The organism is Arthrobacter celericrescens, from assembly GCF_003614925.1.
GTDB classification, from domain to species: domain Bacteria; phylum Actinomycetota; class Actinomycetes; order Actinomycetales; family Micrococcaceae; genus Arthrobacter; species Arthrobacter celericrescens.
On record NZ_QYLP01000023.1, the window covers coordinates 33,738 to 59,210 of the forward strand.

The window sequence follows — 25,473 nt, forward strand, 5'->3', positions numbered from 1 at the left end:
GTGTTTGTGGACTCAGGGTGTGGCCGGGCAACTGCCACACAAGCTTACTCGGCGGCCGCGCGGCTACTTGGCGAACTGGGGGAACCGGGCCGGGGAGCCGGTGGACGGCGGAACGTTGTAGGTGCGCAGCGACTGGCCCAGGACCGAGCGCAGCACCGGCCCGTTGGTGATGCCGTAGATGTTGCCCTTGGGACGTTGCACCACCACTTCGACGATGAAGCGCGGGTTGTCCATCGGGGCCATGGCAACCATGGAGGCCGTGTAGCCGTCGAAGCCGGGAAGCCCGTCCTCGCGCGGGGCCTGGGAGGTGCCCGTCTTGGCGCCCACCCGGTAGCCGTCGACGGCGGCCTCCTTGATCTGGCCCTCGGTCACGTTGCTCTCCAGGATGTCCCGGACCTTCTTCGCCGTTTCCTTGCTGACGATCCGGCGGGATTCCTTGGCGGGGACCTTCTCTTCTTCCCCATCCGCTGTGATGTAGCTGTCGATCAGGCGGGGCTGGAGCATGACGCCATCGTTGGCGACGCTCTGGTAGGCGCGGACCGTCTGCAGCGTGGACTGCGAAACACCCTGGCCGAACAGCACCGTGTACTGCTGGCGGTTGTCCCACTGCTCGGGCTTGGCAAGGATGCCCTTGGCCTCGGAGGGCAACCCGATGTCCGGGGCCTCCCCGATGCCGAACTTCTTCAGCCAGTCGTAACGCTGCTGCTTGCTCAGGCGGCTGCCGACCATCACGGTGCCCGTGTTCATCGACCAGCCGAGGATGCCGGCGAGGGTCCTCTTCTCGGTGCCGTGGTCGAACGCATCGGTGAAGGTCTCGCCGTCGATCGTGTACGCCGGGGGGATGGTGAAGGTGTCCAGCGGACTGCTCTTGCCTTCCTCGATCGCCGCGGCAGCGGTGATCATCTTCTCCACCGAGCCGGGCTCGTAGGCCGCGGTCACGGAGCGGACGCCTCGATCCTCGGCGGCGACACCGCCCGGGTTGTTCGGGTCCGGGGCGTTCGTGTCGGCCATGACAATGATGTTGCCGGTCTTGGCGTCCATCACCACGATCGATCCCCATTGCGCGTTAAGGTTGTTGACCTGGGTCTGGATGGCCTGCTGCGCGAAATACTGCAGGTCCGTGTTGAGCGTCAGCTTCACGTCCTTGCCGTCTACGGCGGGAGTCAGTTCGTCCGTGGCGACCGGAATACGCAGGCCGTCGGCACCGATCTCGAACACCCGCTTGCCGGGGGTGCCGCGCAGTGCCTCGTCCTGGGTCTGCTCGATGCCGGCCTGGCCCGTGGAGCCGTCCTGCAGGAAGCCGACAATGCCGCCGGCCACGCTGCCGTTCGGGTAGACGCGCTTGCTGATGGCCTTGGACACGACCCCCGGAATGGACAGCTTGGAGATGGCGTCCTCGAGGTCCGGCTTCACTTCCCGGGCGAGGACGACATACGGCTTGTCCCCGGTCAGCGCCGTGGTCAGGGCCGCGGTGTCGGTTCCGAGGGCGGAAGCGAGGTCCTTGATACCCTGCTCCCGGCTGATGGTGTCCGCTTGCTCGGTGGCGCTGTTGTAGCGCCCGAATTCGGGAGTGTTCGTATTGACCCTTTGGTCCGCCACGATGTCATAGCGGATCACAGAGCTGGCCAGCACTGTGCCGTTGGAATCGATGATCTTGCCGCGCTCGGCGGGGAGCTCCACAGGAGTCAGGCGCTTGTTGATGCCGGCCTCGGCCATGCCGCCCACATCCAGGCCCTGGACGAGGAAGAGCTTGCCACCGACCACCAACAGCAAGGTCAGCATCAAGGCAAGACCTACGCGGAGCCGCAGCTTGGCCGTTGACGCCTTCTTCGTTTTCGATTTCCCGGAGTTCTGCGCCACGTCGTTTCCTTGCTGCTGGCCTTGCTGTCAGTTCGGCTGGAGGCTTATTGCCCGGGCACCTTCTGCTGGGGAGCCGGCACCGAACCTCCGTTGAGGTTCACCGCCGGCGCCTTCGGCTCCGCGGGCTTGGTTGCCTGCTTCTCCTTGTCCTTGTCCTTTGCCTTGTCCGCGTCCTTCCCGTCCTCATCCTTGGACGGGGCGTGGCTTGCCAGCGGTTCCTTGATGCTGGCCGGCGGCACCGCGTCGAGCTGGCCGGTGATCGCCGGAGGCGCAATGACGGCACCCGGGTTTGCACCCTTGGGGGCCGGCGTCGCGGTGCCGGTGATCGCCAGCGTCTCAAGGTTGATCTGGCCCTTGGCGGTGGAAGCAACCATTCCCAATTGTGCGGCCTTGGCGGCCAGATTCTGGGGAGCTTCGAACGCCTGTCGCTGCTGTGTCAGTTCCTCGTTCTGCTTCGTCAACGTGGCGTCCTGTGCCTTCAACCGGACCAGGTTGTACTGGGCGGTGGAGACGGAGATGTTGAGCACGAGGACGGTCAGCAGCGCCGCCGCGAGCACGCCGAAGCAGAAGACGAAGAACGGCACCCGGCGCTTCCCGGGGGTGCTCCGCACCACGGAGAGCGGCGTGCGGACCTTGCGGCCGGCGTCGGGCGAACGCAGCGGCAGGGCGCGCGCCGTGTTGCCCACGGTGGACTGCGATGCCTTGGCAGCAGCGGTGCTCATGCGTTTCTCCTTGCTTTGATTCGTTCAACGGCCCGCAGCCGGGCGGAGGCCGCCCGGGGGTTCTCGGCGATTTCTTCGGCGGTGGGCACCTCGGTGCCCTTGGTCAGTGTTTTCAGTTCGGGTTTGTGTTCTTCGAGTTCCACGGGGAATCCCAGCGGGGCCGAGGACTTGGAACGCTTCTGGAAGACGGACTTGACGATCTTGTCCTCGAGCGAGTGGTAGGACATCACCACCACGCGCCCGCCGAGGGCAATGGAGTCGACGGCGGCGGGAACGGCCCGCTCCAAGACGTCGAGTTCCTCGTTGACCTCGATCCGCAGCGCCTGGAAGGTGCGCTTCGCCGGGTGTCCGCCGGACTTGGCGGCCGCGGCCGGCACCACGCTGCGGATCTGTTCGACGAGTTCCCCCGTGGTGGTGAAGGGCTTCTCCGCGCGGGCTGCGACGATGCGGTTGGCGATCCGGCCGGCGAACTTCTCCTCGCCCCACTTCCGGATGATCCGGACGAGGTCCTCTTCGGAGTAGGTGTTCACAACGTCGGCAGCGGTCTGGCCGCGGCTGGTGTCCATCCGCATGTCCAAAGGAGCGTCGTAGGAGTACGCGAAGCCGCGCTCCCTTTCGTCCAGTTGGAGGGAGGAGACGCCCAAGTCCATGAGGATGCCGTGCACTTCCGAAAGTCCCAGGTCCTCGAGGACGTCTTCGATTTCGTCGTAGACGGCGTGGACCAGGTCGGTCCGCTTTTCGAAAGGCTTGAGCCGCTCCCCCGCGAGGGCGAGGGCCTCCTCGTCGCGGTCGATACCCACCAGGTGCAGGTCGGGAAAGCGCTCGAGCATGGCTTCGGAGTGGCCGCCCATGCCGAGGGTGGCGTCGATGACCACCGGGGTTTCGCCGCGGCCGCGGGCGGCGTCGAAGCCGGGTGCCAGCAAATTGATGCACCGGTCTTTCAGGACCGGCACGTGGCGCTCAGAGGTCGGCTTCGGCGTGTCCTGCCCGTCCATGCGGCCTCCTCGGGTTTCGTTCACTGGCTCTTAAATGCTTCTTGGGCCGGATCCCCATCCGCGCCTATTGCTGCGTCCGCCTGGCTCCGGGGAAGGTGAGCCAGGTTGGCGGGCAATGGGCGGCTGGAGATCCCGTCCAAGAAGCGGGTCCTGCCCGGTATCCGGATGGATCACCTAGATGAATCCGGGAAGGTTGTCGTCGTCGGTTTCCGAGAAGGCGGCTTCCTTCTCGGTGAGGTACTCGTCCCAGGCCCGGGCATCCCAGATCTCGGCCCGGGTGCCGGCTCCGATGACCGCCAGTTCCCGGCCGAGTCCTGCATAGGCCCGGAGCGCCGGCGGAATCGTCACGCGCCCCTGCTTGTCAGGTACCTCGTCAGAGGCTCCGGACAGGAAAACCCGGATGTAGTCACGTGCCTGCTTGGAGGAGATGGGGGCCTCCCGCATGGACTCGTGGATACGTTCGAATTCCCGCTGGCTGAAGACGTAGATGCAACGCTCCTGCCCCCTGGTGAGGACCAGACCGTCTGCGAGTTCCTCGCGGAACTTGGCGGGGAGGATGATCCGTCCCTTCTCGTCAAGACGCGGCGAATGCGTGCCCAGAAACACTGGCCCACCGCCTGTCCGTGAAAAGGTGCCGTACCTGCCCCACTCCGCCACTACCCTCTTACGTCCTCCACTTTACTCCACAAGTCCCCACAGTCAACGAACACGCGGGCGTTTCGGCTCCACCCGGCGTGGATCCTGCCGCAGAAAGCCGGGGATTCACGGGCGTGGTGGGAAGTGGAGGGAAAACTGCGCCCGGCGGCGGACGGCCGCCACGGGCGGCGAAGGAAGGGGCGCTTAAATGGAAAAAGACCCGCCAAGCGGGTCTTTTTTCTTTAGATGCATGGTCTGTGGTGCGAAGTGGAGGACTGCGGGGAGCCCTCCACCCAAGCTCAACTAGTCGTCGCCGCGGCGCCGTTCATCCCAGCGTTCTTCGAGGTTGTTCATGAACGAACTCTTCGGCTTGCCGGGCTTGCCCGACTTGAGCTTGCGTCCGGAGACCCTGCGGAGGGTGGCGAAGTACACGCCGGCGCCCATGACGACGAACCCGAGCACGCCCAGGAAGATGTTCTGGAGGGAGACACCAACCAACAAGAGCAGAACACCGGCGATGGTGCCAAGGACTCCCACGATGATGTGCCGCGTGGACCAGGCACGGATGGGATCCGACCCCATTGAATTGGCAAACTTCGGATCGTCCTCATGCAGCTGCTTCTCAAGTTGCTCGAGAAGCCTCTGTTCGTGCTCCGAGAGGGGCATCGCGACCTCCTTGTAGTCGGCCAGGCTCGTAACCGGCCACGGTCCAGATAAGCGGCACCCACCGCCTCTGTATCCCTAAACGGACCGGCCTGAAAAAGGGTTCCCAGTCCTTGTCCATGGAACCAGACGCGATGAGGCACATTGTCCAGACGATCTAATTCTGTGTATTTCTAGGATAGTTTGTTGCGCACAGTTCTGAAAGACGCTCCAAGTGTGCAGAACGGGCTTTCCGTCACTCCCGCGGCCCGTCCGGCCCTTTTTCAGCGCCCGGTTCAAGGAGCCGGGCCGGAAGAACGGTTTTCCCGCCGAATTTCCGGCTCACCTGGTCGAGTGCCTGCTCCGCCGAACGCCAGTTGTCGTCACGCCTGTCCAGGCTCAGCTGCAACGCGGCACCGCCGGCAGGTTCAAGCTGCTCCAACCGTACGCCGATGAGGCGGACACTCATGGGCCGGGTGCCGAGCGAGGCGAGCAGTTGGGAGGCCACCTGGTACACGATCTGGGCGCTGTCCACCGGCGCGTGGACCGTCTTGCTCCGGGTGACCGTGGAGAAGTCCGCATAGCGGAGCTTGAGGGCGACCGTCCGGGCCAGCATTCCGCTGGCCCGCAGCCTCGTGGCCGTGCGGTGCGAGAGCCTCAGGAGTTCCCGGTGGAGAAGGTCGTCGTCGAAAGTGTCGACGGCGAACGTCTCCTCCGCCCCGATGCTCTTCTCCAGCCGGACCGGTGTGACAGGGCGCGGATCGAGGCCCATGGACAGCCGGTGGACATGCTCCCCCGACGCCCCCAGGATCTTCCGCAGGGCCGCCGGCGGAGTGGCGGCGACGTCCGCAACGGTACGGATGCCGAGCCTGGCCAGCACTTCCGCGGTCTTGGCGCCCACGCCCCACAGCGCCTTCACGGGCAGGCTGTGCAGATACTCCACCGTGCGGTCCGCCTCGATCAGCAGCAGCCCGTCCGGTTTGCAGCGCGTCGAGGCGATCTTGGCCACGAACTTGTTCGCAGCGATCCCCACGGAAGCGGTGATGCCGAGTTCGTCGGACACCCTGCGCCTGATCAGCTTGGCGATCCCGACGGGCGGGCCGAGCCGCCGGATGGCCCCGCCGACGTCGAGGAACGCCTCGTCGACGCTGAGCGGCTCCACCAGGTCGGTGATCGATTCGAAGATCCGCATGAGTTCCGCGGACACCTCGTAGTAGAGGTGGTGGCGGGGCTCGAGGATGACGGCGGTGGGGCACAGTCGCATGGCAACGGCCATGGGCATGGCGGACTTCACGCCGACGCCGCGCGCCTCGTACGACGCGGACAGGACCACCGAGCGGTCCGAGGGGAAGCCGACGATGACCGGCTTGCCCCGCAGCTCCGGACGGGAGCGCAACTCGACAGAGACAAAGAACGCATCCATGTCCACGTGCAGGATGCTGGTACGCCGGAGCTCCTTCAGCGTTGCCGGGTCGATGGGCCCGGTGGCGCCGCCTGCGTCTCCGTCTGTGCTCACAGGAAAATCCTATGCCCGGCGGCCGCGCGGGTCCGAGGCGCGGAACTCTCCCGCGAAATTCGGCAAGTGCCCCGAGGCTAAACTGTAGGAGCATCCGGCACCGTCCCCAGGAGGAATACCCTGTGAAGTTCTACCGAAAGCACCAACGCATAGCGATGGCTGCTTGCGCTGCCGGCGTTGCCCTGGCCGCTGCCGCGTGCGGGGGCCCTTCGACTTCAGCTTCCCTTTCGTCGGCCCCGGTGGGCCAGCCGCAGGTGGTACCGGCGTCGGCCCCTGCGCTGGAGTCCTCGCCGTCTCCGGCTGCTGGAGCAGCGGCGGCGGTCGCATCGCTCGCGCCGGGATTCCCGCAGAAGCTGGTCCCGCTCATGCCCAAAGCGAGCCTCAAGTCCAGCAGCCTGGACAAGAGCTCCTCCCCCGCCTCGGCTGGCCTGGTTGGCACCATCGCGGCGCCGGCGTCGGCTGTTCTTGCCTTTTATACCCCGGTGCTGACAGCCCAGGGATTCAAGCCGGTTCCCGGGGACAAGGTGGGGAGCACGAAGGTCAAGGACTTCGTGCGGAGCAACGGTGAGACGGTGATGATCTCGGTTGTCGAAGAGGCCGGGGTTTCCACCTTCACGATCGGTGCCAACGTTGCTGCAGGATCCCTGAAGTGACCGCATCGCAGCTCGCGGCGGAACAGGGCCGCTTCATCACGGATGTCGCAGCGGGACTCAACAGCTTCCTGGCCGGGCAGGAAACCGTCATGGCGGGCATTTCCCCCGACGTCGCTCCGCTCATGGATTCAATCTCGAAACTGGTGACCGGTGGCAAACGCCTTCGCGCCCTCATGGCCTACTGGGGCTGGCGGGGAGCCGGCGGCGACGCGGCGCACCCGGACATCGTCAACGCCGGCTGCGCCCTGGAACTGTTCCAGGCCGCGGCACTGATCCACGACGACATCATCGACCGCTCGGACACGCGCCGTGGCGGCCCCAGCGTGCACCGGCGCTTCAGCCAGCTCCACCAGGCCGAAGGCTGGGCCCTCGACGAGGAACGTTTTGGCCACGCCGCGGCGATCCTCACCGGCGACCTGTGCCTGTCCTTCAGCGAAGAGGCCTTCGCCGGCATCGGTCCGCGGGCGGCGTCGGGAACTGCGGCGCGGCGCATCTTCAACCTGATGCGCGCCGAGGTCATGGCCGGGCAGTACCTGGACATCCTGGAAGAAGTGGCCGGACCCGTGCGGGACCGCGCGGGTGCCGTGGAGCGGGCCACGTCCATCATCCGGTTCAAGTCGGCGAAGTACTCCACCGAGCACCCCTTGGGCCTTGGCGGCGCGCTGGCCGGCGCGGACGATGCCCTCCTGGCAGGCTATTCGGCGTTCGCCCTTCCGCTGGGTGAGGCCTTCCAGTTGCGGGACGACGTCCTGGGCGTCTTCGGCGATCCCGGGACCACCGGCAAGCCTGCCGGGGACGACCTGCGCGAGGGCAAGCGCACGGTTCTGGTCGGCTTCGCGATCAACCAAAGCGAACCGGCCGTCTCCGCCTACCTCGATGCCACGCTCGGCCGGCAGGACCTTGACGAAAACGAGGTCGGGAAGATCCGGCAGATCATGGTGGATTGCGGCGCCCTCGCCGCCACCGAGGCCATGATCGACGAACTCAGCGGCAGGGCCTTCGAAGCCCTTGAGCGGCTCCCCGTGGCGGACCTTCCGATGTCCGCGCTCCGCGGTCTCGCCGAGGCGGCCGTGAGCCGAGCCGCCTAAGCCGGTAAACAGCTCAGGCGCACAGCAGTTAAGGCAGAGGACGACGGCGGCAGGTTACCTGCCGCCGTCGTCCTCTGTTTAGGTCGTTCTTCGTTGGCCCGCCCCCTATTAAGGGGCGGCTACCAGGCCAGTGACTGCGCCCGGCGCCGGATCTCGGTCTTGCGGCCTTCGCGCAGGGCGTCGACGGGTCGGCCGCGCAGGGACTCGTCCGGGGTGAAGAGCCAGACGATGAGCTCCTCATCCGTGTAGCCGGCATCGCCCAGCACTGCAACAGTGCCCTTCAGGCTGTCCAGCACATGGCCGTCCTGGATGAAAAGGGCCGGGATGCTTCGGATTTTCCGCTCGCCTACGCGCAACGCCACCAGTGCGCGCTCATCGAGGAGTCCGTGGACCTTGGTAATGGGAACGTCCAGGATTTCGGCGACATCGGGCAGCGGCAGCCATTCGGAAACGAGGCTTTCTACAGTACTCACGGAACAAGGTTGCCACGCGCGAGCCGCTTCGCCTAGCCGGGGCCGCACCGCTTCCCAATGCCGGTTTGTGCGGGAATGTGCCAATGAGCAGCAGTTTTCTTGTGCCAATGCCAAATTTGTGAGAGATTCACTTTGATCACAATTGCAACATTTTGCACATTAGTAACATTGGTATCACTGGCAGCAGCGTTCCGCGAAGGCCGCAGCTGAGATGAGGATTTCCTATGACGACCACACGCGCGTCCAAGAAGACAACAAGCATGCCCGTGCTTGCGGCCACTACTGCAGCGTTGCCCGCCGTCGTGCTCTCATCGCTCGCCCTGGCGCAACCAGCGGCTGCCGCCGCACCTGCTTCCCAGCCGCAACGCATCCCTGCCACGCTCGCCGCCGCCATCAAGGCACAGGCGGCGCAGGCGTCCGGCACCGTCATCCCGGCGTCGTCGGTTGCCGCCGCCCTTCCCTCGGTCTTGCGGTCGCACGTAGGCATGGCGGTCCCCGCCAGCTACACGGTGAAGCCGGGCGACACCATCAGCGGCATCGCCGCGCGCCACGGGCTGACCACCAACTCCGTGCTGAAGCTCAACCGGCTTTCCCCGACGTCGATCATCTACCCCGGCCAGCGGGTCAAGCTCAGCGCTTCCTCGGCGGCACCGGCATCGCGGCCCGCTGCACCGGCCGCAGCCCCCACCGGCACGTACACCGTCAAGCCGGGCGACACCCTGAGCGGCATCGCCGAGCGCCACGGCGTCGGCCTGTCCAAGGTGTTTGCCTGGAACGGACTGAACGGCGGTTCCATCATCTACCCGGGCCAGAAGATCAAGATCAGCACCGCCTCGGCGCCGGCCAGCCCCCGTCCGGCGGCACCGGCGGCGGCCACGTCGCCGGGTTCGTACACGATCAAGGCCGGCGACACCCTCGGCGGCATCGCGTACCGGCACAAGGTGTCCTTGTCCGATCTGCTTTCGGCCAACCGGCTCAAGGCCAGCACCATCATCTACCCCGGCCAGAAGCTGGCGATCCCGGGCGGTTCCGCGCTCCAGCCGGCGTCAAGCACCAAGCCGTTGGTGCCCAGTTCCTTCCTCGGCTACACCTACCCGGCCGCCGTCGTCAGCTCCGCGAACAAGAACAAGGCGATCCTGGAGGCGTCGCCGGTTCCCACCCGCGAGCAGATGAAGAGCATCGTTGCAGACACCGCTCGGCGGATGGGCGTCAACCCTTCGCTGGCCTTGGCCTTCGCGTACCAGGAGTCCGGCTTCAGCCAGCGTGCTGTCTCCCCCGCCAACGCCATCGGCACCATGCAGGTCATTCCGTCCTCGGGTGAATGGGCGTCCGACCTGGTGGGCCGCAAGCTCAACCTGCTCGACCCCTACGACAACGCAACCGCAGGCGTGGCGATCATCCGCGCTCTGGTCAGCACCAGCAAGACCCTCGACCTGGCGATCGCCGGCTACTACCAGGGCCAGTACTCCGTCAGTAAACACGGAATGTACGCGGACACCAAGCGGTATGTGGCTTCGGTGAAGGCCCTGATGAAGCAGTTCTAAAAGCCTCGACAAGCCACGCAACGGGCCCGGATCGCACGGACGATTCGGGCCCGTTGTCTTTGCTCATTTAGGATCGTAGGGTGCAGGAACAAGTCTCGGACCACCTTCTCGGCTCCCTCGTGGACAGCCGCTACCTTGTGCGTGCCCGGCTCGCCGGCGGCGGAATGTCCACCGTTTACCTGGCCACCGACCAGCGGCTGGAGCGCGATGTCGCCCTGAAAGTCCTCCACCCGCACCTGGCGAACGACGCCAGTTTCCTGGAGCGCCTGCGCCGCGAGGCACGTGCTGCTGCCAGCCTTTCCCACCCCCATGTGGTGGGGGTGCTCGACCAGGGCGAGGACGGCCACACGGCATACCTCGTCATGGAGTACATCAAGGGCCACACCCTCCGCGACGTCCTCCGGGAAAAGGGCGCCCTGTCCCCGCGCCTGGCACTGGCCCTGATCGACCCGGTCATCGAAGGCCTCGCGGCCGCCCACGCCGCCGGGCTCATCCACCGCGACGTGAAGCCGGAGAACGTGCTGATCGCCGACGACGGCCGGATCAAGGTGGGAGACTTCGGCCTGGCCCGCGCCGTCACCGCCACCACCAGCACCGGATCCCTGATCGGGACCGTCGCCTACCTCGCGCCGGAACTCGTGCTGGGCCAGGCCGCCGATGCCCGCAGCGATATCTACTCGGCCGGCGTCATGCTCTATGAAATGCTGACCGGCGCCCAACCGTACACCGGCGAAGTGCCCATCCAGGTGGCCTACCAGCACGTCAATACCGAACTGCCGGCGCCCTCGGCCGCCGCGCCGGGCCTGGCCTCCGACCTCGACGAACTCGTGCAGTGGTGCACCGCGAAGGACCCCGAGGAGCGTCCCGTCGACGGCGGCGCCCTACTTTCCGAGCTGCGGCACATCCGGACCACGCTGGACAATGACCAATTGGACTTCGCTCCCCCGGCGGCCATTCCGGTCGCGCCGCTGCCCGACGGCTCGCACACCGAAGTCCTGGAGCGAACCGGCGGCCAGGAGGACGGCGCGGGCCGCACGGAAATCATTTCGTCCGGCCACCAGCCCACATCGGTCCTGTCCCGGACCGGGCAGGACGCTTCGGCACAGGGTTTCCCGGCGCAGGGTTTCTCGGCGCAGTCCTTCCCGACATCGGTGCTGCCGCCGGTTGGGCCCGGCGGCGAACAGGACGACGCCCCCGCGGAGCTCTCGCCACGTGAAGAGAAGCGGGCGGCACGCCAGGCCGAGAAGGACCGCGCCCGGGCAGCCGCCACCCCGTCGCGCACCCTGCGCGAGGGCAATCCCCGCCGCCGCGCCGTCATCTGGGCTTTGGTGATATTGCTCCTGGCCGTCCTGGCCGGGACCGCCGGCTGGTTCTTCGGCATGGGCCCGGGATCGCCGGGCACCATCCCGCCGCTCAAGAACAAACCGGCCCAGGAAGCCCAGCAGCTCCTGCGCACGGCAGGCTTCCAGTCCAACGCCCAGGAGGTCTTCGACGACGAAGTGAAGTCCGGGTACACCGTTGGCACCGACCCCGCGGCGGGAACGGAAATCCGCAAGTTCCAGCCGGTCGTCCTGTTCGTGTCGAAGGGCCCGCAGATGTTTCCGCTGGTGGGCCTGGCCGGGCTGAACCTGGACCAGGCCAAGGACACACTGGCCGGTGCGGAGATGGCACTGGGCCGGGTCTCTGAGAAGTACGACGAGCAGGCACCGGCCGGGACAGTCCTGTCGCAGGCCCCGGCCAAGGACACACCCGTGCGCCACGGGACGGCCGTTGCCCTGGTGATTTCCAAGGGCCCCCAGCCGATCCCGGTTCCGGATGTCCGCGGCATGGACCAGGACTCGGCAACGAAGGCGCTCACAGAGGCCGGCCTGAAGGCGAAGGTCGCCTCGGAGTCGGTCTTCGACAGGAAGGCGCCCGCCGGCACGGTGCTCCGCCAGTCGCCGTCGGACGGCACACTGAACCGCGGCGGCACGGTGACACTCACCCTGTCCAAGGGGCCCCGCATGATCCAGGTTCCGAACTTCGTCGGCAAGCCGGCTAAGCAGGCCGAAAAGGAATTGAAGAAGCTCGGCTTCGAGGTGGAGGTCGACGTATTCGGCGGCATCCTGGGCCTGGTCCAGAGCCAGGACCCCGTGGACACCATGGCCCCGGAAGGTTCCACCGTTACCATCCGCGTGGTCTGATCGGCTGCGAAGCGCCACAACGCCGAAGGGGCGGCCCGGAATGAACCGGACCGCCCCTTCGGCGTTGTCAGCTGCTAGTGCTTTGCCAGCGCCCCGGCCACCAGGAAGGCCATTTCGAGGGACTGCATGTGGTTCAGGCGCGGGTCGCAGACGGACTCGTAGCGGTCGGCGAAGGCTGCTTCGTCGATCGGGTCGGATCCGCCCAGGCACTCGGCCACGTCGTCGCCGGTCATCTCCATGTGCAGGCCGCCCGGTACGGTGCCCAGCGCCTGGTGGACCTCGAAGAAGCCACGGACCTCATCGATGACGTCGTCGAAGCGGCGGGTCTTGTACCCGTTCTGCGAGGTGACGGTGTTGCCGTGCATCGGGTCGGTGACCCACAGCACCTGCGCGCCGGACGCGGTGACGCGTTCGACGACGGCGGGCAGCTTCTCGCGGATGTTCTTCGCACCCATGCGGGTGATGAAGGTGAGGCGGCCGGGTTCGCGGTTCGGGTCCAGCTTGTCGATCAGGCGCAGCGCGTCGTCGCCGGTGGTGCCCGGGCCGAGCTTCACGCCGATCGGGTTACGCACGCGGGAAAGGAAGTCCACGTGGGCGTGGTCGAGCTCGCGGGTACGCTCGCCGATCCACAGGAAGTGGCCGGAGGTGTCGTACGGCAGGCCGGTGCGGGAGTCGATGCGGGTCAGCGCGCGCTCGTAGTCGAGCAGCAGGGCTTCGTGGCTGGCGAAGAATTCGACGCGCTTGAGGGCCTCGAAGTCCGCGCCGCAGGAGTCCATGAAGCGGATGGCACGGTCGATGTCCCGGGCCAGGGATTCGTAGCGGGCGTGGGCCGGGTTCGAGGTGAAGCCCTTGTTCCACTGGTGGACCAGGCGCAGGTCGGCGAAGCCGCCCTGCGTGAAGGCGCGGATCAGGTTCAGGGTGGACGCGGACGTGTGGTACGCCTTCAGCATGCGGCCGGCGTCGTGGGCCCGGGATTCCGGGGTGAAATCGTAGCCGTTGACGATGTCGCCGCGGTACGCCGGGAGGGTGACGCCGTCGCGGGTTTCGTCGTTGGAGGAGCGCGGCTTGGCGAATTGGCCGGCCATGCGGCCCATCTTGATGACGGGCATCGCGGCACCGTAGGTCAGCACCACGGCCATCTGCAGGATGGTCCGGACGCGGGCACTGATCTTGTCCGCGGTGGCACCCTCGAAGGTCTCGGCGCAGTCGCCGCCCTGGAGCAGGAAGGCACGGCCCTGGGCGGCCGCGGCGAGGCGCTCGCGCAGGACGTCCACCTCGCCGGCGAACACCAGCGGAGGCAGCACCGAGAGTTCCTTGACGGAGGCGTCGAAGACGTCCCTGTCCGACCAGGTGGGCTGCTGCGAGATGGGCAGCTGACGCCAGTCGTCCAGGCCCGGATAGTCAGCGGCGCCGCTTTGCGCCGTACTGGTCATGGGGCCTGTCATGGAGGGTGCGGGAATTAGCTCAGTCACCCTACAAGACTAGTGGGCGGCCGCCCTGTTTGGGGACACGGCTGCCGTAACCCAATCGAGCGGTGCCGTCACACTTTTCCGACGGTTCCGCCGCCGTCGTCATGGCCGGCAAGGCGGGCTTTCACGTCCGCCGCGTATTCGTCCACGTACTCCTGCCCGGAGAGCCGCATGATCTCGTACATGATCCGGTCCGTGACCGTGCGCTGCACGGTGCGGTCCTCCTCGCTGCCGTAGTGCTCGCTGAAGTCCAACGGCTGCCCGATGATCATGCCGATGCGCCGGATGTTCGGTATCCGTTTGCCGATGGGCTGCACCTTCTCGGTGCCGATCATGGCCACGGGGATCACGGGAACGCGGGTCTGCAGCGCCAGTTTGGCCACGCCGGCCTTGCCCCGGTACAGGCGGGCGTCGGGGCTGCGGGTGCCTTCCGGGTAGATGCCGAGCAGTCCCCCGCCCAACAGCACCCCCTTGCCTGCCTGCAGCGACACCTCGGAGGCCGCGCCGCCCGAGCGGTCCATGGGCAGCTGCTTGGTGAGCCGGAAGAACAATGCGGTGAGACTGCCCTTGAGCCCGGTGCCGGTGAAGTACTCGGCCTTGGCCAGGAAGATCACAGGACGGCGCACCATCAGCGGCAGGAAGATCGAGTCGGAGAAGGACAAATGGTTGGACGCGAGGATGGCTGCGCCTTCGGCGGGAATGTTGTCCAGGCCTTTGACCCATGGACGGAACAGCAGTTTGAGGATGGGACCGATAAAGATCCGCTTCATAACCCAATAGAACACCGTGGTTCCTCCCCGGGCGGCATATGAATATGGCCGGACGCGTCGCCCCGGCGCTCAATTGCCACCCTACTCCTGTGTGAATTATGCGGAACAGTGACACGATGGACACATGACGGAAAGCAGCGTCCCGGACAGTCCCCGGCCGTTCCGGTACGCCGGCCACGGGGACAACGCGCGCACCGGAATCGCCCTCTGCCATGGATTCACCGGCAGCCCCCTCAGCGTCCTGCCGTGGGCCGAACACCTCGCCGCCCTGGGATTCGCCGTCACGGTCCCGCTCCTTCCGGGGCACGGAACGGATTGGCGGGACCTGGCGCGGACGTCCTGGAAGGACTGGTACGGGACGTTCGAGGAAAGCTACCTGGAGCTGGCCGGACGGACCTCCCGCTGCTTCGTGGCGGGCCTGTCGATGGGCGGAGCCGTGGCGCTGCGGACCGCGGCCCGGCACCCGGTGGCGGGGGTCGCCGTCGTGAATCCCGGCCTCAGCTTCTACGACCGGCGGGTCCGGTACATCGGCGCCCTCAAGCACGTCATGCGGACCACCGTACCGATTGAGGAAGACAACCCGACGGCGGCCCCCACCGAGGACGGCGACTACTCCCGCACGCCGCTGGCGGCGGTGCACGAACTCAAGAAACTGTTCCGCTCCACCGCCCGTTCCCTTCCGGCGATCACTGCACCGGCACTGGTGTTCAAATCGGCGCAGGACGCCGTGGTGCCCCCGAGTTCCCTCGCGATGATCAGCAAACGCATCGGGAGCAAGGACCTGCACGTCGTACCTTTGCCGCACAGCGGGCACGTGGCGACGCTGGACCTCGACGCACCGCTGATCCTCGAAGAATCCGCCGCCTTTTTCCTGCGGCACGCCGCCCACAGAGTAGCCTCGGAGTCATCATGAACACTCTCCCCGATTTCTCGCCGTTCACGAGCACCTTCACCGGCTCCGGCCCCAGCGTCGGGGTGGTGATGAGCCATGGATTCACGGGCAGCCCGCAAGCCATGCGGCCTTGGGCACGGTACCTCGCCGAGGAAGGCTTCGCCGTCCGGCTGCCGTTGCTTCCGGGCCACGGCACCACCTGGCAGGACATGGCCACGCGGCGCTGGCAGGAGTGGCACAACGCCGTGGACTCCGCCTACCTGGAGCTGCAGGCCGAATGCGACTATGTGTTCGCCGCGGGGCTGTCCATGGGCGGAACCTTGGCGCTGCGGATCGGGGCCACCCGGCCGGTCGCCGGAACGATCGTGATCAACCCGGGCCTGGTGATCGACGACCCGCGCGCGGCCGTGGTGGGCATCCTCAAGCATGTCCTCAAGACCACCCCGCCCATCGCCAACGACATCCGCAAACCCGGCATGGACGAAGGGGCCTACCCCCGCACCCCCGTGGCCGCGGGCCACGAGCTGAAGAAGCTGTACAAGGACACCCTGGGGCTGCTTCCCCGGATTTCCGCGCCGGTGCGGGTGTTCCGGTCCTCCGTTGACCATGTGATGTCCGACGCCAGCATCCGGCAGCTGCGGCGCCTCGTGACGGCCCCCGTGGAACTGACCATCCTGGAGAACAGCTACCACGTGGCCACCCTGGACAACGACGCGCCGGGAATCTTCCAGGCCTCCGCGGAGTTCATCCGGAAGACCGTTGCCGGACTGACTGCGGAGGACACCGGCGCCGCGCTGGAGGACCCTGCTCCTGTCGAACCTGCTTTTGAACAACTCGGACCTGAAGGACGCCACCCATGAACAGGCCTGGACCCGATTCCGCGGACCAGAGCGCAAACAAGGACGACGACGCCGTCTGGCTCGACCTCGTGGCCCGGCTCGAAGCCATGCCGGACGAAATCCCGGATCCCACCGAGGACCTTCCCGGCGGCCTTCCTGACACCCGCCCCGATGCTGACGGGACCGGTCTGCGTCCCAGCAGGTTCAGCGACTACGACCCGCTGGGGCTCTCCCGTGCCCTCCCGGACGCAGCGGACTCCGGCGACGCCCTGCCCGGCAGCGGGCCGCGCGACTACGAGGCGGCAGAGGACGACGGGACCTTCGTCCCGGAGGACCCGCCCAGCCTGGCCGGGACCGAACCCCTGACAATGCTGGCCTGGGTGGGCGCCGTGGGCGGCCCGCTGGCGTTGCTGTTCACGGCAATGTTCTGGCGTTCGGCGCCCCTGCCCGCCGTCCTCGGGATGGTCGCCGCGTTCCTCGCCGCGGTGGTCTACCTCATCATGCGGCTCCCCCGCGAGAAGGACGACTACGACGACGGCGCCCGGGTCTGAGCTCGGTTTCCTCGCCTGCGTAGCTAGCCCTGCAGCCTTCCGCTGACCCGGGAGAGATCGGCCGCGCCGATCATCCCCGCCCGCGGGCCGAGTTCGGCAAGCCTGATCGCCGCCGGGGGGCGGAATCCGCGGCCGGTGAGGTTCCGCGTGAACGCCTGCCGCGCCGGCCCCACCAGCAGCTCGCCGGCGTCGCACAGGCCGCCGCCGATCACGAACGTCCCCGGATCGAGCGCGGCAGCAAGGTTGGCCAGGCCCAGGCCCAGCCATTGCCCGACCTCCTCCAGCAGCTCCTTCGACGCCGGATCGCCCGACTTCGCCAGCTGGGAAACCGTCAGGCCGGTGATGTCGTCCACCACCCCGCCGCTTGCCTTGAGCAGTTCGTAGGCCAGCGGAGACTTCCGGCGCGCGAGTTCCCGGGCTTCCCGGCCCAGCGCGTTGCCCGACGCGTATTGTTCCCAGCAGCCCCGGTTGCCGCATTCGCAGCGGTGCCCGCCGGGCACGGCCACCTGGTGGCCGAACTCCCCCGCAACCCCGAAGCGCCCGCGTTCCAGCCGGCCGTCCATCACCATGGCGCCGCCGATGCCGGTGCCGAGCGTGATGCACACCAAGCGGCTCTCGCCGCGCCCGGCGCCGAAGCGCCATTCCGCCCAGGCAGCGGCGTCGGCGTCGTTGGTCAGCAGGACGGGCCTGCGCAGGAGCTTTTGCAGGTTGTCCCGCAACGGCTCATTGCGCCAGGCGAGGTGCGGGCTGAACAGCACCGTTCCGCCGTCGAGATCCATCCACCCGGCCGCCCCGATGCCGAGCGAGGCAATCCGGTGATGTTCGCCGAGTTCCTGCACCAGTTCGACGATGACGCGCTCCACTGCGCGGGGATCGCTGCCCGGCGTCGCGCGGCGCCGCTCCTCGAGGACCCGGCCCTCGGCGTCGACGACGCCGGCGGCCACCTTGGTGCCGCCGATGTCGATCCCGATCGCCAGGCCCCGGCGCCCCAGCCGGGAGTGCCCGGCGGACGCGGCCACCATCTTCTCCGCACCGGGGCCCCAAGGAGCACTCTCCCGCCGTACGGGACCACGACGGCGGACGGCGGCGGAGGCGGGCCAGGGCGCCTTCCGCGCCCTGGTGCCGGCTGGTGGTGACGTTCTCAGCATCCCGCCATCCTATTCCCGGGCCGGGACATCCGCCGGGACCGGCGGGCGGCGAAGCAACACTTCGAAACGGCCGCGCGTTGGCGGATTTCCGGGCTTCACCGTAAAGTTACTCGCCAGTAGGTGAACTCGGACACACCCGGACTCCGGGCGTATTAGAGTTAGAGCAGCCCTGTTTTGGTCTGTTGATATCAAAGGAGCTATCGTGCGTGAAGTCAGTGTTCCGCCCCTCGTAAATGTTTCCCCTGAAACCAACATCACGGACCTCGTGATTCGGCAGGCAAACAAGCCCTCCAACCCCGCCCTCTTCGGCAAGCTGGACGGCTCCGGCCAGTGGCAGGGCATCCACGCCCGCGAGTTCCTCGCCGATGTGTCGGCACTGGCGAAGGGCCTGATCGCCAACGGCGTGCAGGCCGGTGACCGGGTGGGCATCATGTCCCGCACCCGCTACGAATGGACCTTGGTGGACTTCGCCATCTGGTTCGCCGGCGGCATCTCGGTTCCGATCTACGAAACCTCCTCCCCCTCGCAGGTCGCCTGGAACCTCGGCGACTCGGGCGCCGTGGCGGCCTTCGCCGAGGCTGCGCACCACGAGGACATCATCCGGCAGGCCGTGGCCGGCCAGGACCTGGGCACCGTGGCCAACGTCTGGCAGCTCGAAGGCGGCGGGCTCGACCTGCTGCGCAGCGCCGGTACCGGAATCAGCGACGAGGAACTCGAATCCCGCCGCAGCAACGCGGTCCTCGCGGACACCGCCACCATCATCTACACCTCCGGCACCACCGGCCGGCCCAAGGGCTGCGAACTGACGCACGGCAACTTCGTGGAGCTGTCCGAAAACGCCCTGGCCTCCCTGGGCGACGTAGTCAACGAGCACGCCCGGACCATCATGTTCCTGCCGCTCGCCCACGTGTTCGCCCGCTTCATTTCGGTCCTGGCCGTCGCGGCCGGCGCGCAGGTGGCCCACACCCCGGACATCAAGAACCTGCTCTCGGACCTCCAGAGCTTCAAGCCGTCCTTCATCCTGGCCGTGCCGCGGGTTTTCGAGAAGGTCTACAACTCAGCGCTGAGCAAGGCCGAGGACGGCGGCAAGGGCGGCATCTTCCACAAGGCGGCGGACACCGCGATCGCCTACTCCAAGGCACGCCAAAGCGGCTCGGTCGGCCTGGGCCTGCGGCTCCAGCATGCACTGTTCGACCGCCTCGTCTACGGCAAGCTCCGGGCGGCCATGGGCGGAGAAGTCTCCCACGCGGTGTCCGGCGGCGGTCCGCTGGGCGAACGCCTGGGCCACTTCTTCCAGGGCATCGGCCTGCAGATCCTCGAGGGTTACGGCCTGACGGAAACCACGGCACCGGTCTCCGTGAACACCCCCTCGCTGATCAAGATCGGCACCGTAGGGCGGCCGCTTCCCGGCAACGCTGTGAAGATCGCGGACGACGGCGAGATCCTCACCAAGGGAGTCTGCGTCATGAATGGCTACTACAAGCGCGACGACCTTCTCGCCGAGACCTTCGTGGACGGCTGGTTCCGCACCGGAGACATCGGCGAACTGGACGAGCAGGGCTTCCTGAAGATCACCGGCCGCAAGAAGGAAATCATCGTCACTGCCGGCGGCAAGAACGTGGTCCCCGCCCTGCTTGAGGACCAGATCCGTGCCGACGCATTGGTGTCGCAGGTCGTGGTGCTCGGCGACAACCGGCCGTTCATCGGCGCCCTGGTGACCCTTGACGAGGAGGCCCTCCCGGGCTGGCTGGAACGGCACGGACTGCCGGCGGGCACCAGCGTCCACGAAGCCGCCGGCAACCCGGTGGTGCGGGCCGCGGTGCAGGAACTGATCAGCAAGGCCAACCAGTCTGTGTCCCAGGCCGAGGCCATCAAGTCCTTCCGGATCGTCGACTCGGACTTCACGGAGGCGTCCGGCCACCTGACCCCGTCCATGAAGGTCAAGCGCGCCCAGGTGATGAAGGACTTCGAGACCGTCATCGAGGAGATGTACGCGGCTCCGAAGAACTCCTAAGGCCCACAAAAACGAACGAGGCCCGGGCTGCTTGAACTGCTCCCCGGGCCTCCTTCGTTTTGTCCGCTACTGGACTTACTCGACCGTCTTACTACACTGCCTTACTCGACGACGATCAGCAGGTCCCCGCCCTGGACCTGTTCGACGGCGTTGATGGCCAGGCGCGAAACCTTGCCGGCCACTGGCGTCGTGATGGATGCTTCCATCTTCATCGCTTCGATCGTGGCAACGGTGTCGCCGACGTTGACGCTGTCGCCCACCTTGACCGTCACGGTCACGGCACCGGCGAACGGCGCGGCCACCTGGCCCGGCTGGGAAGGATCGGCCTTCTCCGCGGTCTTGACGTTGCTGACCACCGACTTGTCGCGCACCACCACCGGGCGGGACTGCCCGTTGAGCTTGCACATCACGGTGCGCATGCCCTTCTCGTCGGCCTCGGAGACCGCTTCGAGGGAGGCGATCAGGCGGACGCCCTTCTCCAGCTCGATCACGTGTTCGGCGCCGCGCTGCAGTCCGTACAGGTAGTCGCGGGTGTCCAGCACGGAGAGGTTGCCGTAGCTTTCGACGCTCTTGAGGTAGTCCTTGGTGGGACCGGCGAAGAGCAACCGGTTCAGGGTGCGGCGGCGGGTGGCGGAATCGGACTTGAGCGCGGCGCTGTCCTCGGAGCTCAGTTCCACGTCCCGCACCTTGATGGTGCGGCCCTGCAGGGCCTTGGTGCGGAACGGCTCCGGCCAGCCTCCGGGAGGATCGCCCAGTTCGCCGGACAGGAAGCCGATGACGGAGTCCGGGATGTCGTAGTTCTGCGGGTTCTCGTTGAAGTCCGAAGGATCGGCGTTGAGGCCCACCAGGTGCAGGGCAAGGTCGCCCACCACCTTGGAGGACGGCGTGACCTTCACCAGGCGGCCGAGGATGCGGTCCGCGGCCGTGTACATGTCCTCGATGGCTTCGAACTGCTCGCCGAGGCCCAGGGCGATAGCCTGCTGGCGCAGGTTGGACAGCTGTCCACCCGGGATCTCGTGCTGGTAGACGCGGCCGGTGGGGCCCGGAAGGCCGGACTCGAAGGGTGCGTAGACGCGGCGCACTGCCTCCCAGTAGGGTTCCATCGCGCTGACCGAGGCCAGGTCCAGGCCGGTGTCCCGCGGCGTGTGGGCCAGGGAGGCCACGAGCGCGGAGGCGGAGGGCTGGCTGGTGGTTCCGGCGAGCGATGCGGAGGCGGCGTCGACGGCGTCGACCCCTGCGTCCACGGCGGCCAGCAGGGTGGCCAGCTGGCCGCCCGCGGTGTCGTGGGTGTGCAGGTGCACCGGCAGGTCGAAGCGCTCTCGCAGGGCCGAGACCAGCTTGGCTGCCGCGGCGGGGCGCAGCAGGCCGGCCATGTCCTTGATGGCGAGGATGTGCGCGCCGGCGTCAACGATGCGCTGTGCCAGCTCGAGGTAGTAGTCGAGCGTGTAGAGCTTCTCTTCCGGATCCAGCATGTCGGAGGTGTAGCAGAGGGCGACCTCGGCGACGGCGGTGCCGGTGGCCCGGACGGCGCGGATGGCCGGCGCCATCTGGTTCACGTCGTTCAGGGCGTCGAAGATGCGGAAGATGTCGATGCCGGTGGCTGCGGCCTCGTTGACGAAGGCCTCGGTGACTTCCTCCGGGTACGGGGTGTAGCCCACCGTGTTGCGGCCACGCAGCAGCATCTGGAGGCAGACGTTGGGCAGGGCCTTGCGCAGGGCGGCAAGGCGGTCCCAGGGGTCTTCGCCGAGGAAGCGGAGCGAGACGTCGTAGGTGGCGCCGCCCCAGGCTTCGACCGAGAGCAGCTGCGGGGTCAGCGCAGCCACAGCAGGGGCTGCTGCGACGAGGTCGCGGGTGCGGACCCGGGTGGCCAGCAGCGACTGGTGCGCGTCACGGAACGTGGTGTCCGTGACGGCGACAGCGGCCTGCTCGCGCAGCGCCTTGGCGAAGCCTTCGGGACCGAGTTCCAGCAGCTTCTGCCGGGACCCGGCCGGGTACTCCTTGCCGTCCACGGCGGGCAGCTTGGCGGCCGGGTCCGAATGGACCTTCAGGTCGCCGTTGGGCTTGTTGACGGTGACGTCGGCCAGCCAGGTCAGCAGCTTGGTGCCGCGGTCGGCGGAGACCCGGGACTTAAGCAGTTCGGGGCGTTCGTCGATGAAGGAGGTGGCGACGTTGCCGGCCACGAAGTCCTCATCGTCCAGCACGGCCTGCAGGAACGGGATATTGGTCGATACACCGCGGATGCGGAACTCGGCCAAGGCGCGGCGGGCGCGCTTGACGGCGGCCGGGTAGTCGCGGCCGCGGCAGGTGAGCTTGACCAGCATGGAGTCGAAGTGCGGGCTGATCTCTGCACCGGAGTAGACGGTGCCGCCGTCGAGCCGTACGCCGGCGCCGCCGGCGGAACGGTAACCGGTGATCTTTCCGACGTCGGGGCGGAAGCCGTTGGCCGGGTCCTCGGTGGTGATGCGGCACTGCAGGGCGGCACCCTTGATGAAGACAGTGTCCTGGCTCAGGCCGAGGTCGGCGAGGGTTTCCCCGGCGGCGATGCGCATCTGTGCCTGCACAAGGTCAACGTCGGTGATTTCCTCGGTGACCGTGTGCTCCACCTGGATGCGCGGGTTCATCTCGATGAAGACGTGCTGGCCGGCACGCTCGCCGGCAGTGTCCACGAGGAACTCCACGGTGCCCGCGTTGACGTAGTTGAGGGCCTTGGCGAAGGCGACGGCGTCGCGGTACAGGGCCTGGCGGATGGACTCATCCAGCTGCGGGGCCGGTGCGATCTCGATGACCTTCTGGTGGCGGCGCTGCAGCGAACAGTCACGCTCGAACAGGTGCATGACGTTGCCCTCGGCGTCGGCGAGGATCTGCACCTCGATGTGGCGCGGGCGCAGCACGGCCTGCTCCAGGAACATCGTGGGGTCACCGAACGCGGCGTCTGCTTCGCGCATGGCGGACTGCAGGGCCTCAGGAAGGGCCTCGCGGGTCTCGACGCGGCGCATGCCGCGCCCGCCGCCGCCCGCAACGGCCTTGGCGAAGATCGGGAAGCCGATTTCGTCCGCGGCGGCGATCAGCTCGTCGATGTCGCGCGAGGGGGCGCTGGACTTGAGGACCGGAACACCGGCCTTGCGGGCGGCCTCGAGGGCGGCAACCTTGTTGCCGGCAAGCTCGAGGACCTCAGCGGGCGGGCCCACGAAGGTGATGCCTTCGGCCTTGGCGGCGCGGGCGAGGTCCGGGTTCTCGGACAGGAAGCCGTAGCCCGGGTAGATGGCGTCCGCCCCGGCCTCCTTGGCGACCCTGACAACCTCCGCAACGTCCAGGTAAGCACGGACCGGGTGGCCCTCTTCACCAATAAGGTAGGCCTCGTCAGCTTTCTGCCTGTGGATCGAGTTTCTATCCTCATGGGGGAAAACCGCTACAGTCTTGGCGCCCAGCTCATAGCCGGCGCGAAAGGCACGGATCGCGATTTCGCCGCGATTGGCCACCAGAATTTTGGAAAACATACTTCTCCTGCATCATTGCGGGTGTAACCGGTCGGTGGTCACAGTGTGTAAGAACGGCCGGGACAAACACAAATCTTTGTGTCGACCGTCACAATGACTGTCGTCACGTGAAGTCCACCTTCGCCCGCAACCCGCTCCAGCGTGCTATTGGACGGGCCGCGGCAGGCCTCCGGAACGGTGAAGCCGTGAATCCCCGGCCGGTCCACATAGAATGTTGTGGGGCGTCAGCCAGGCCCCCGTTCCGGCGGGGCCGGGACACTCACCACAGCTACACGGCAACCGGCGTTAGGTTTTGGGTTTTCAAGTGCAAGTAGTCAGCATCAGCAGCCTCAAGGGCGGCGTGGGCAAGACCTCCGTGACGACGGGACTGGCATCGGCGGCTCTGGCTGCCGGCATTCCCACCCTGGTTGTGGACCTTGATCCCCACGCGGACGCAACCACCGCACTGGGCGTCCAGCCCGCCGGGCAGCTCGACATCGGGCGGATGCTCAAGAACCCCCGCAAGGCCCGCCTGAACGAGAACGTGGCGGCAAGCGGCTGGGTCGGCCAGATCCCGGCCGGAACCGGCTCCCCCGCCCTCGCCAACGGCCACGCCGTCCTGGATGTCGCCGTCGGCTCCGCGTACACGGGCATCTACGACCGGCCCGACCTCGGGCGCCGCGACCTCCGCCGCCTTTCGGCAGTACTGGCCGGCGCCGGTTCCTACCAGCTCGTCCTGGTGGACTGCCCGCCGTCGCTGAACGGACTCACCCGCATGGCCTGGAACGCGAGCAACCGCGTGGTCCTGGTGGCCGAACCAGGACTCTTCTCCGTCGCCGGCACGGAACGCACCATGCGTGCCATCCAGCTCTTCCGCCAGGAGTTCGCCCCGCAGCTGTCCCCGGCGGGCATCGTGGCGAACCGGGTGCGCAGCGGATCCTCCGAGCACGGCTTCCGCCTCGCCGAGATGGAATCGATGTTCGGCGAACTCCTGCTGACCCCGCACATCCCCGAGCAGGCAAACTGGCAGCAGATCCAGGGCGCCGCGCACGCCGTGCACCACTGGCCGGGCGATTCCGCCAAGGGCACCGCGAAGCTGTTCGACACGCTCCTGGAGAACCTGCTCGCCTCGAACGGCCATGCCCCTTCGAACGGCCAGCGCGAACGCCGCCGCTGACGCCGCGCCATTACGGCACGGACGACGCCGCCACTTTCCAAACGAAGAAAGCCGCCTTCCGGTGGAAGGCGGCTTTCTTGTTGTCAGTGGGGCTCCGGCTAGCCGGTGCGACGGGCCGAGCGGCGCTTGCTGAGTTCGTCGTCGGGGAAGGTCTGTTCGGCGGCGTGTTCGCTGGGGAGTTGGGCGAGGCTGCCTTCCACTTCGCGCCAGACGCGTCCGACGGCGATGCCGAAGACGCCCTGCCCGCCCTGGACGAGGTCGATCACCTCGTCGGCGGAGGTACATTCGTAGACGCTCGCGCCGTCGCTCATCAGGGTGATCTGCGCGAGGTCCTCGACGCCGCGCTCACGCAGGTGCTCGACGGCGGTGCGGATCTGCTGGAGGGAGACGCCGGTGTCCAGGAGGCGCTTGACCACCTTCAGGACCAGGATGTCGCGGAAACCGTAGAGTCGCTGCGATCCGGAACCGGCGGCGCCGCGCACGGCGGGCTCGACCAGGCCGGTGCGCGCCCAGTAGTCGAGCTGGCGGTAGGTGATGCCCGCAGCCTTGCACGCGGTGGGGCCACGATAGCCTGCGTCTTCGTCGAGGACCGGCAGGTCCTCGGTGAAAAGAAGACCCTGGGCACCGCTAGCGGGCGCAGCAACACCAATCGAGGCCTGCTTCAGCTCGCCTGCTTCGCCTTTGGGACTCACGTGACCCTCCTTGTCCGAAGTTCCCCTGGGGATGGCGCATGCACAACAGACACGCATGGAACGTCAAACGTGTAATTTCAGACGTGTCCGCACTCTCCAGTGTGAGCCACGCCCGCTGTGCATGCAACGGGAA

At 67.3% G+C, this 25,473-nt stretch carries 21 protein-coding genes; 9 read left to right on the forward strand and 12 right to left on the reverse strand.

The window, feature by feature from the left end:
* Nucleotides 1-63 precede the first annotated feature (63 nt).
* From D3654_RS05215 to dinB, 6 genes are all read right to left on the reverse strand, one after another.
* Entirely contained in the window at nucleotides 64-1,860 is a 1,797-nt protein-coding gene (locus D3654_RS05215; protein ID WP_205571735.1) for a peptidoglycan D,D-transpeptidase FtsI family protein, read from the reverse strand.
* Between the two features lie 44 nt (nucleotides 1,861-1,904).
* On the reverse strand, nucleotides 1,905-2,582 hold the full coding sequence (gene ftsL, locus D3654_RS05220) for a cell division protein FtsL (RefSeq protein ID WP_120520469.1): 678 nt from the start codon (nucleotides 2,580-2,582) through the stop codon (nucleotides 1,905-1,907).
* Nucleotides 2,579-3,577, reverse strand: coding sequence for a 16S rRNA (cytosine(1402)-N(4))-methyltransferase RsmH (gene rsmH / locus D3654_RS05225; protein ID WP_120520470.1), 999 nt, complete (start codon nucleotides 3,575-3,577; stop codon nucleotides 2,579-2,581). Before rsmH ends, ftsL begins: the two co-directional genes overlap by 4 nt.
* Nucleotides 3,578-3,751: 174 nt before the next feature.
* Nucleotides 3,752-4,183 (reverse strand): division/cell wall cluster transcriptional repressor MraZ, encoded by a 432-nt coding sequence (gene mraZ, locus D3654_RS05230; RefSeq protein ID WP_120520471.1) that lies wholly within the window; start codon nucleotides 4,181-4,183, stop codon nucleotides 3,752-3,754.
* A 333-nt stretch (nucleotides 4,184-4,516) separates the two neighbouring features.
* Nucleotides 4,517-4,879 carry a DUF3040 domain-containing protein gene (locus D3654_RS05235; RefSeq protein WP_120520472.1) on the reverse strand — a complete coding sequence of 121 codons (363 nt, stop codon included), beginning with the start codon at nucleotides 4,877-4,879 and terminating at the stop codon, nucleotides 4,517-4,519.
* A 232-nt stretch (nucleotides 4,880-5,111) separates the two neighbouring features.
* On the reverse strand, nucleotides 5,112-6,332 hold the full coding sequence (gene dinB / locus D3654_RS05240) for a DNA polymerase IV (protein ID WP_342635086.1): 1,221 nt from the start codon (nucleotides 6,330-6,332) through the stop codon (nucleotides 5,112-5,114).
* A gap of 161 nt (nucleotides 6,333-6,493) precedes the next feature.
* On the opposite strand from dinB, the gene D3654_RS05245 reads away from it, so the two are divergent.
* Together D3654_RS05245 and D3654_RS05250 are read left to right on the forward strand one after the other, a co-directional pair.
* Complete coding sequence (locus D3654_RS05245) at nucleotides 6,494-7,024, forward strand: hypothetical protein (protein ID WP_245413096.1); 531 nt, start codon at nucleotides 6,494-6,496, stop codon at nucleotides 7,022-7,024.
* Nucleotides 7,021-8,112, forward strand: coding sequence for a polyprenyl synthetase family protein (locus tag D3654_RS05250; protein WP_120520473.1), 1,092 nt, complete (start codon nucleotides 7,021-7,023; stop codon nucleotides 8,110-8,112). The genes D3654_RS05245 and D3654_RS05250 overlap by 4 nt, the downstream gene beginning before the upstream one ends.
* Before the next feature lie 119 nt (nucleotides 8,113-8,231).
* On the opposite strand, the gene D3654_RS05255 is transcribed toward D3654_RS05250, so the two are convergent.
* A complete protein-coding gene (locus D3654_RS05255; protein WP_074590526.1) occupies nucleotides 8,232-8,585 on the reverse strand; it encodes an Rv2175c family DNA-binding protein in 354 nt (117 codons plus the stop codon).
* A gap of 224 nt (nucleotides 8,586-8,809) precedes the next feature.
* Between D3654_RS05255 and D3654_RS05260 the strand changes: the two genes are divergently transcribed.
* Nucleotides 8,810-10,129: a lytic transglycosylase domain-containing protein gene (locus tag D3654_RS05260; RefSeq protein ID WP_120520474.1), complete on the forward strand. Its 1,320-nt coding sequence runs from the start codon at nucleotides 8,810-8,812 to the stop codon at nucleotides 10,127-10,129.
* A gap of 80 nt (nucleotides 10,130-10,209) precedes the next feature.
* Entirely contained in the window at nucleotides 10,210-12,312 is a 2,103-nt protein-coding gene (pknB, locus tag D3654_RS05265) for a Stk1 family PASTA domain-containing Ser/Thr kinase (protein ID WP_120520475.1), read from the forward strand.
* Nucleotides 12,313-12,386: 74 nt separating this feature from the next.
* Here pknB and D3654_RS05270 read toward each other — a convergent pair whose 3' ends face one another.
* A complete protein-coding gene (locus tag D3654_RS05270) occupies nucleotides 12,387-13,757 on the reverse strand; it encodes a class II 3-deoxy-7-phosphoheptulonate synthase (protein ID WP_120520476.1) in 1,371 nt (456 codons plus the stop codon).
* A gap of 95 nt (nucleotides 13,758-13,852) precedes the next feature.
* Nucleotides 13,853-14,566, reverse strand: coding sequence for a lysophospholipid acyltransferase family protein (locus tag D3654_RS05275; RefSeq protein WP_120520477.1), 714 nt, complete (start codon nucleotides 14,564-14,566; stop codon nucleotides 13,853-13,855).
* A gap of 109 nt (nucleotides 14,567-14,675) precedes the next feature.
* On the opposite strand from D3654_RS05275, the gene D3654_RS05280 reads away from it, so the two are divergent.
* From D3654_RS05280 to D3654_RS05290, 3 genes are read left to right on the forward strand one after another with little or no spacing between them, the layout of a single operon-like run.
* Nucleotides 14,676-15,464 (forward strand): alpha/beta hydrolase, encoded by a 789-nt coding sequence (locus D3654_RS05280; protein WP_120520478.1) that lies wholly within the window; start codon nucleotides 14,676-14,678, stop codon nucleotides 15,462-15,464.
* Nucleotides 15,461-16,303, forward strand: a complete 843-nt coding sequence (locus tag D3654_RS05285; protein WP_120520479.1) for an alpha/beta hydrolase — start codon at nucleotides 15,461-15,463, stop codon at nucleotides 16,301-16,303. The genes D3654_RS05280 and D3654_RS05285 overlap by 4 nt, the downstream gene beginning before the upstream one ends.
* A complete protein-coding gene (locus D3654_RS05290) occupies nucleotides 16,300-16,833 on the forward strand; it encodes a hypothetical protein (protein WP_120520480.1) in 534 nt (177 codons plus the stop codon). Before D3654_RS05285 ends, D3654_RS05290 begins: the two co-directional genes overlap by 4 nt.
* Before the next feature lie 23 nt (nucleotides 16,834-16,856).
* Here the strand turns inward: D3654_RS05290 and D3654_RS05295 are convergent, their stop codons facing one another.
* Nucleotides 16,857-17,855 carry an ROK family glucokinase gene (locus D3654_RS05295; protein WP_120520481.1) on the reverse strand — a complete coding sequence of 333 codons (999 nt, stop codon included), beginning with the start codon at nucleotides 17,853-17,855 and terminating at the stop codon, nucleotides 16,857-16,859.
* Nucleotides 17,856-18,183: 328 nt separating this feature from the next.
* Here D3654_RS05295 and D3654_RS05300 point away from each other — a divergent pair, with 328 nt between their 5' ends.
* Nucleotides 18,184-19,995 (forward strand): AMP-dependent synthetase/ligase, encoded by a 1,812-nt coding sequence (locus tag D3654_RS05300; RefSeq protein ID WP_120520482.1) that lies wholly within the window; start codon nucleotides 18,184-18,186, stop codon nucleotides 19,993-19,995.
* A gap of 101 nt (nucleotides 19,996-20,096) precedes the next feature.
* On the opposite strand, the gene D3654_RS05305 is transcribed toward D3654_RS05300, so the two are convergent.
* Complete coding sequence (locus tag D3654_RS05305; protein ID WP_120520483.1) at nucleotides 20,097-23,492, reverse strand: pyruvate carboxylase; 3,396 nt, start codon at nucleotides 23,490-23,492, stop codon at nucleotides 20,097-20,099.
* 304 nt (nucleotides 23,493-23,796) lie between these two features.
* Here D3654_RS05305 and D3654_RS05310 point away from each other — a divergent pair, with 304 nt between their 5' ends.
* Nucleotides 23,797-24,648 (forward strand): ParA family protein, encoded by an 852-nt coding sequence (locus tag D3654_RS05310; protein ID WP_120520484.1) that lies wholly within the window; start codon nucleotides 23,797-23,799, stop codon nucleotides 24,646-24,648.
* A 98-nt stretch (nucleotides 24,649-24,746) separates the two neighbouring features.
* Here D3654_RS05310 and D3654_RS05315 read toward each other — a convergent pair whose 3' ends face one another.
* Nucleotides 24,747-25,340: a MerR family transcriptional regulator gene (locus D3654_RS05315; RefSeq protein ID WP_120520485.1), complete on the reverse strand. Its 594-nt coding sequence runs from the start codon at nucleotides 25,338-25,340 to the stop codon at nucleotides 24,747-24,749.
* Between the last annotated feature and the right edge of the window lie 133 nt (nucleotides 25,341-25,473).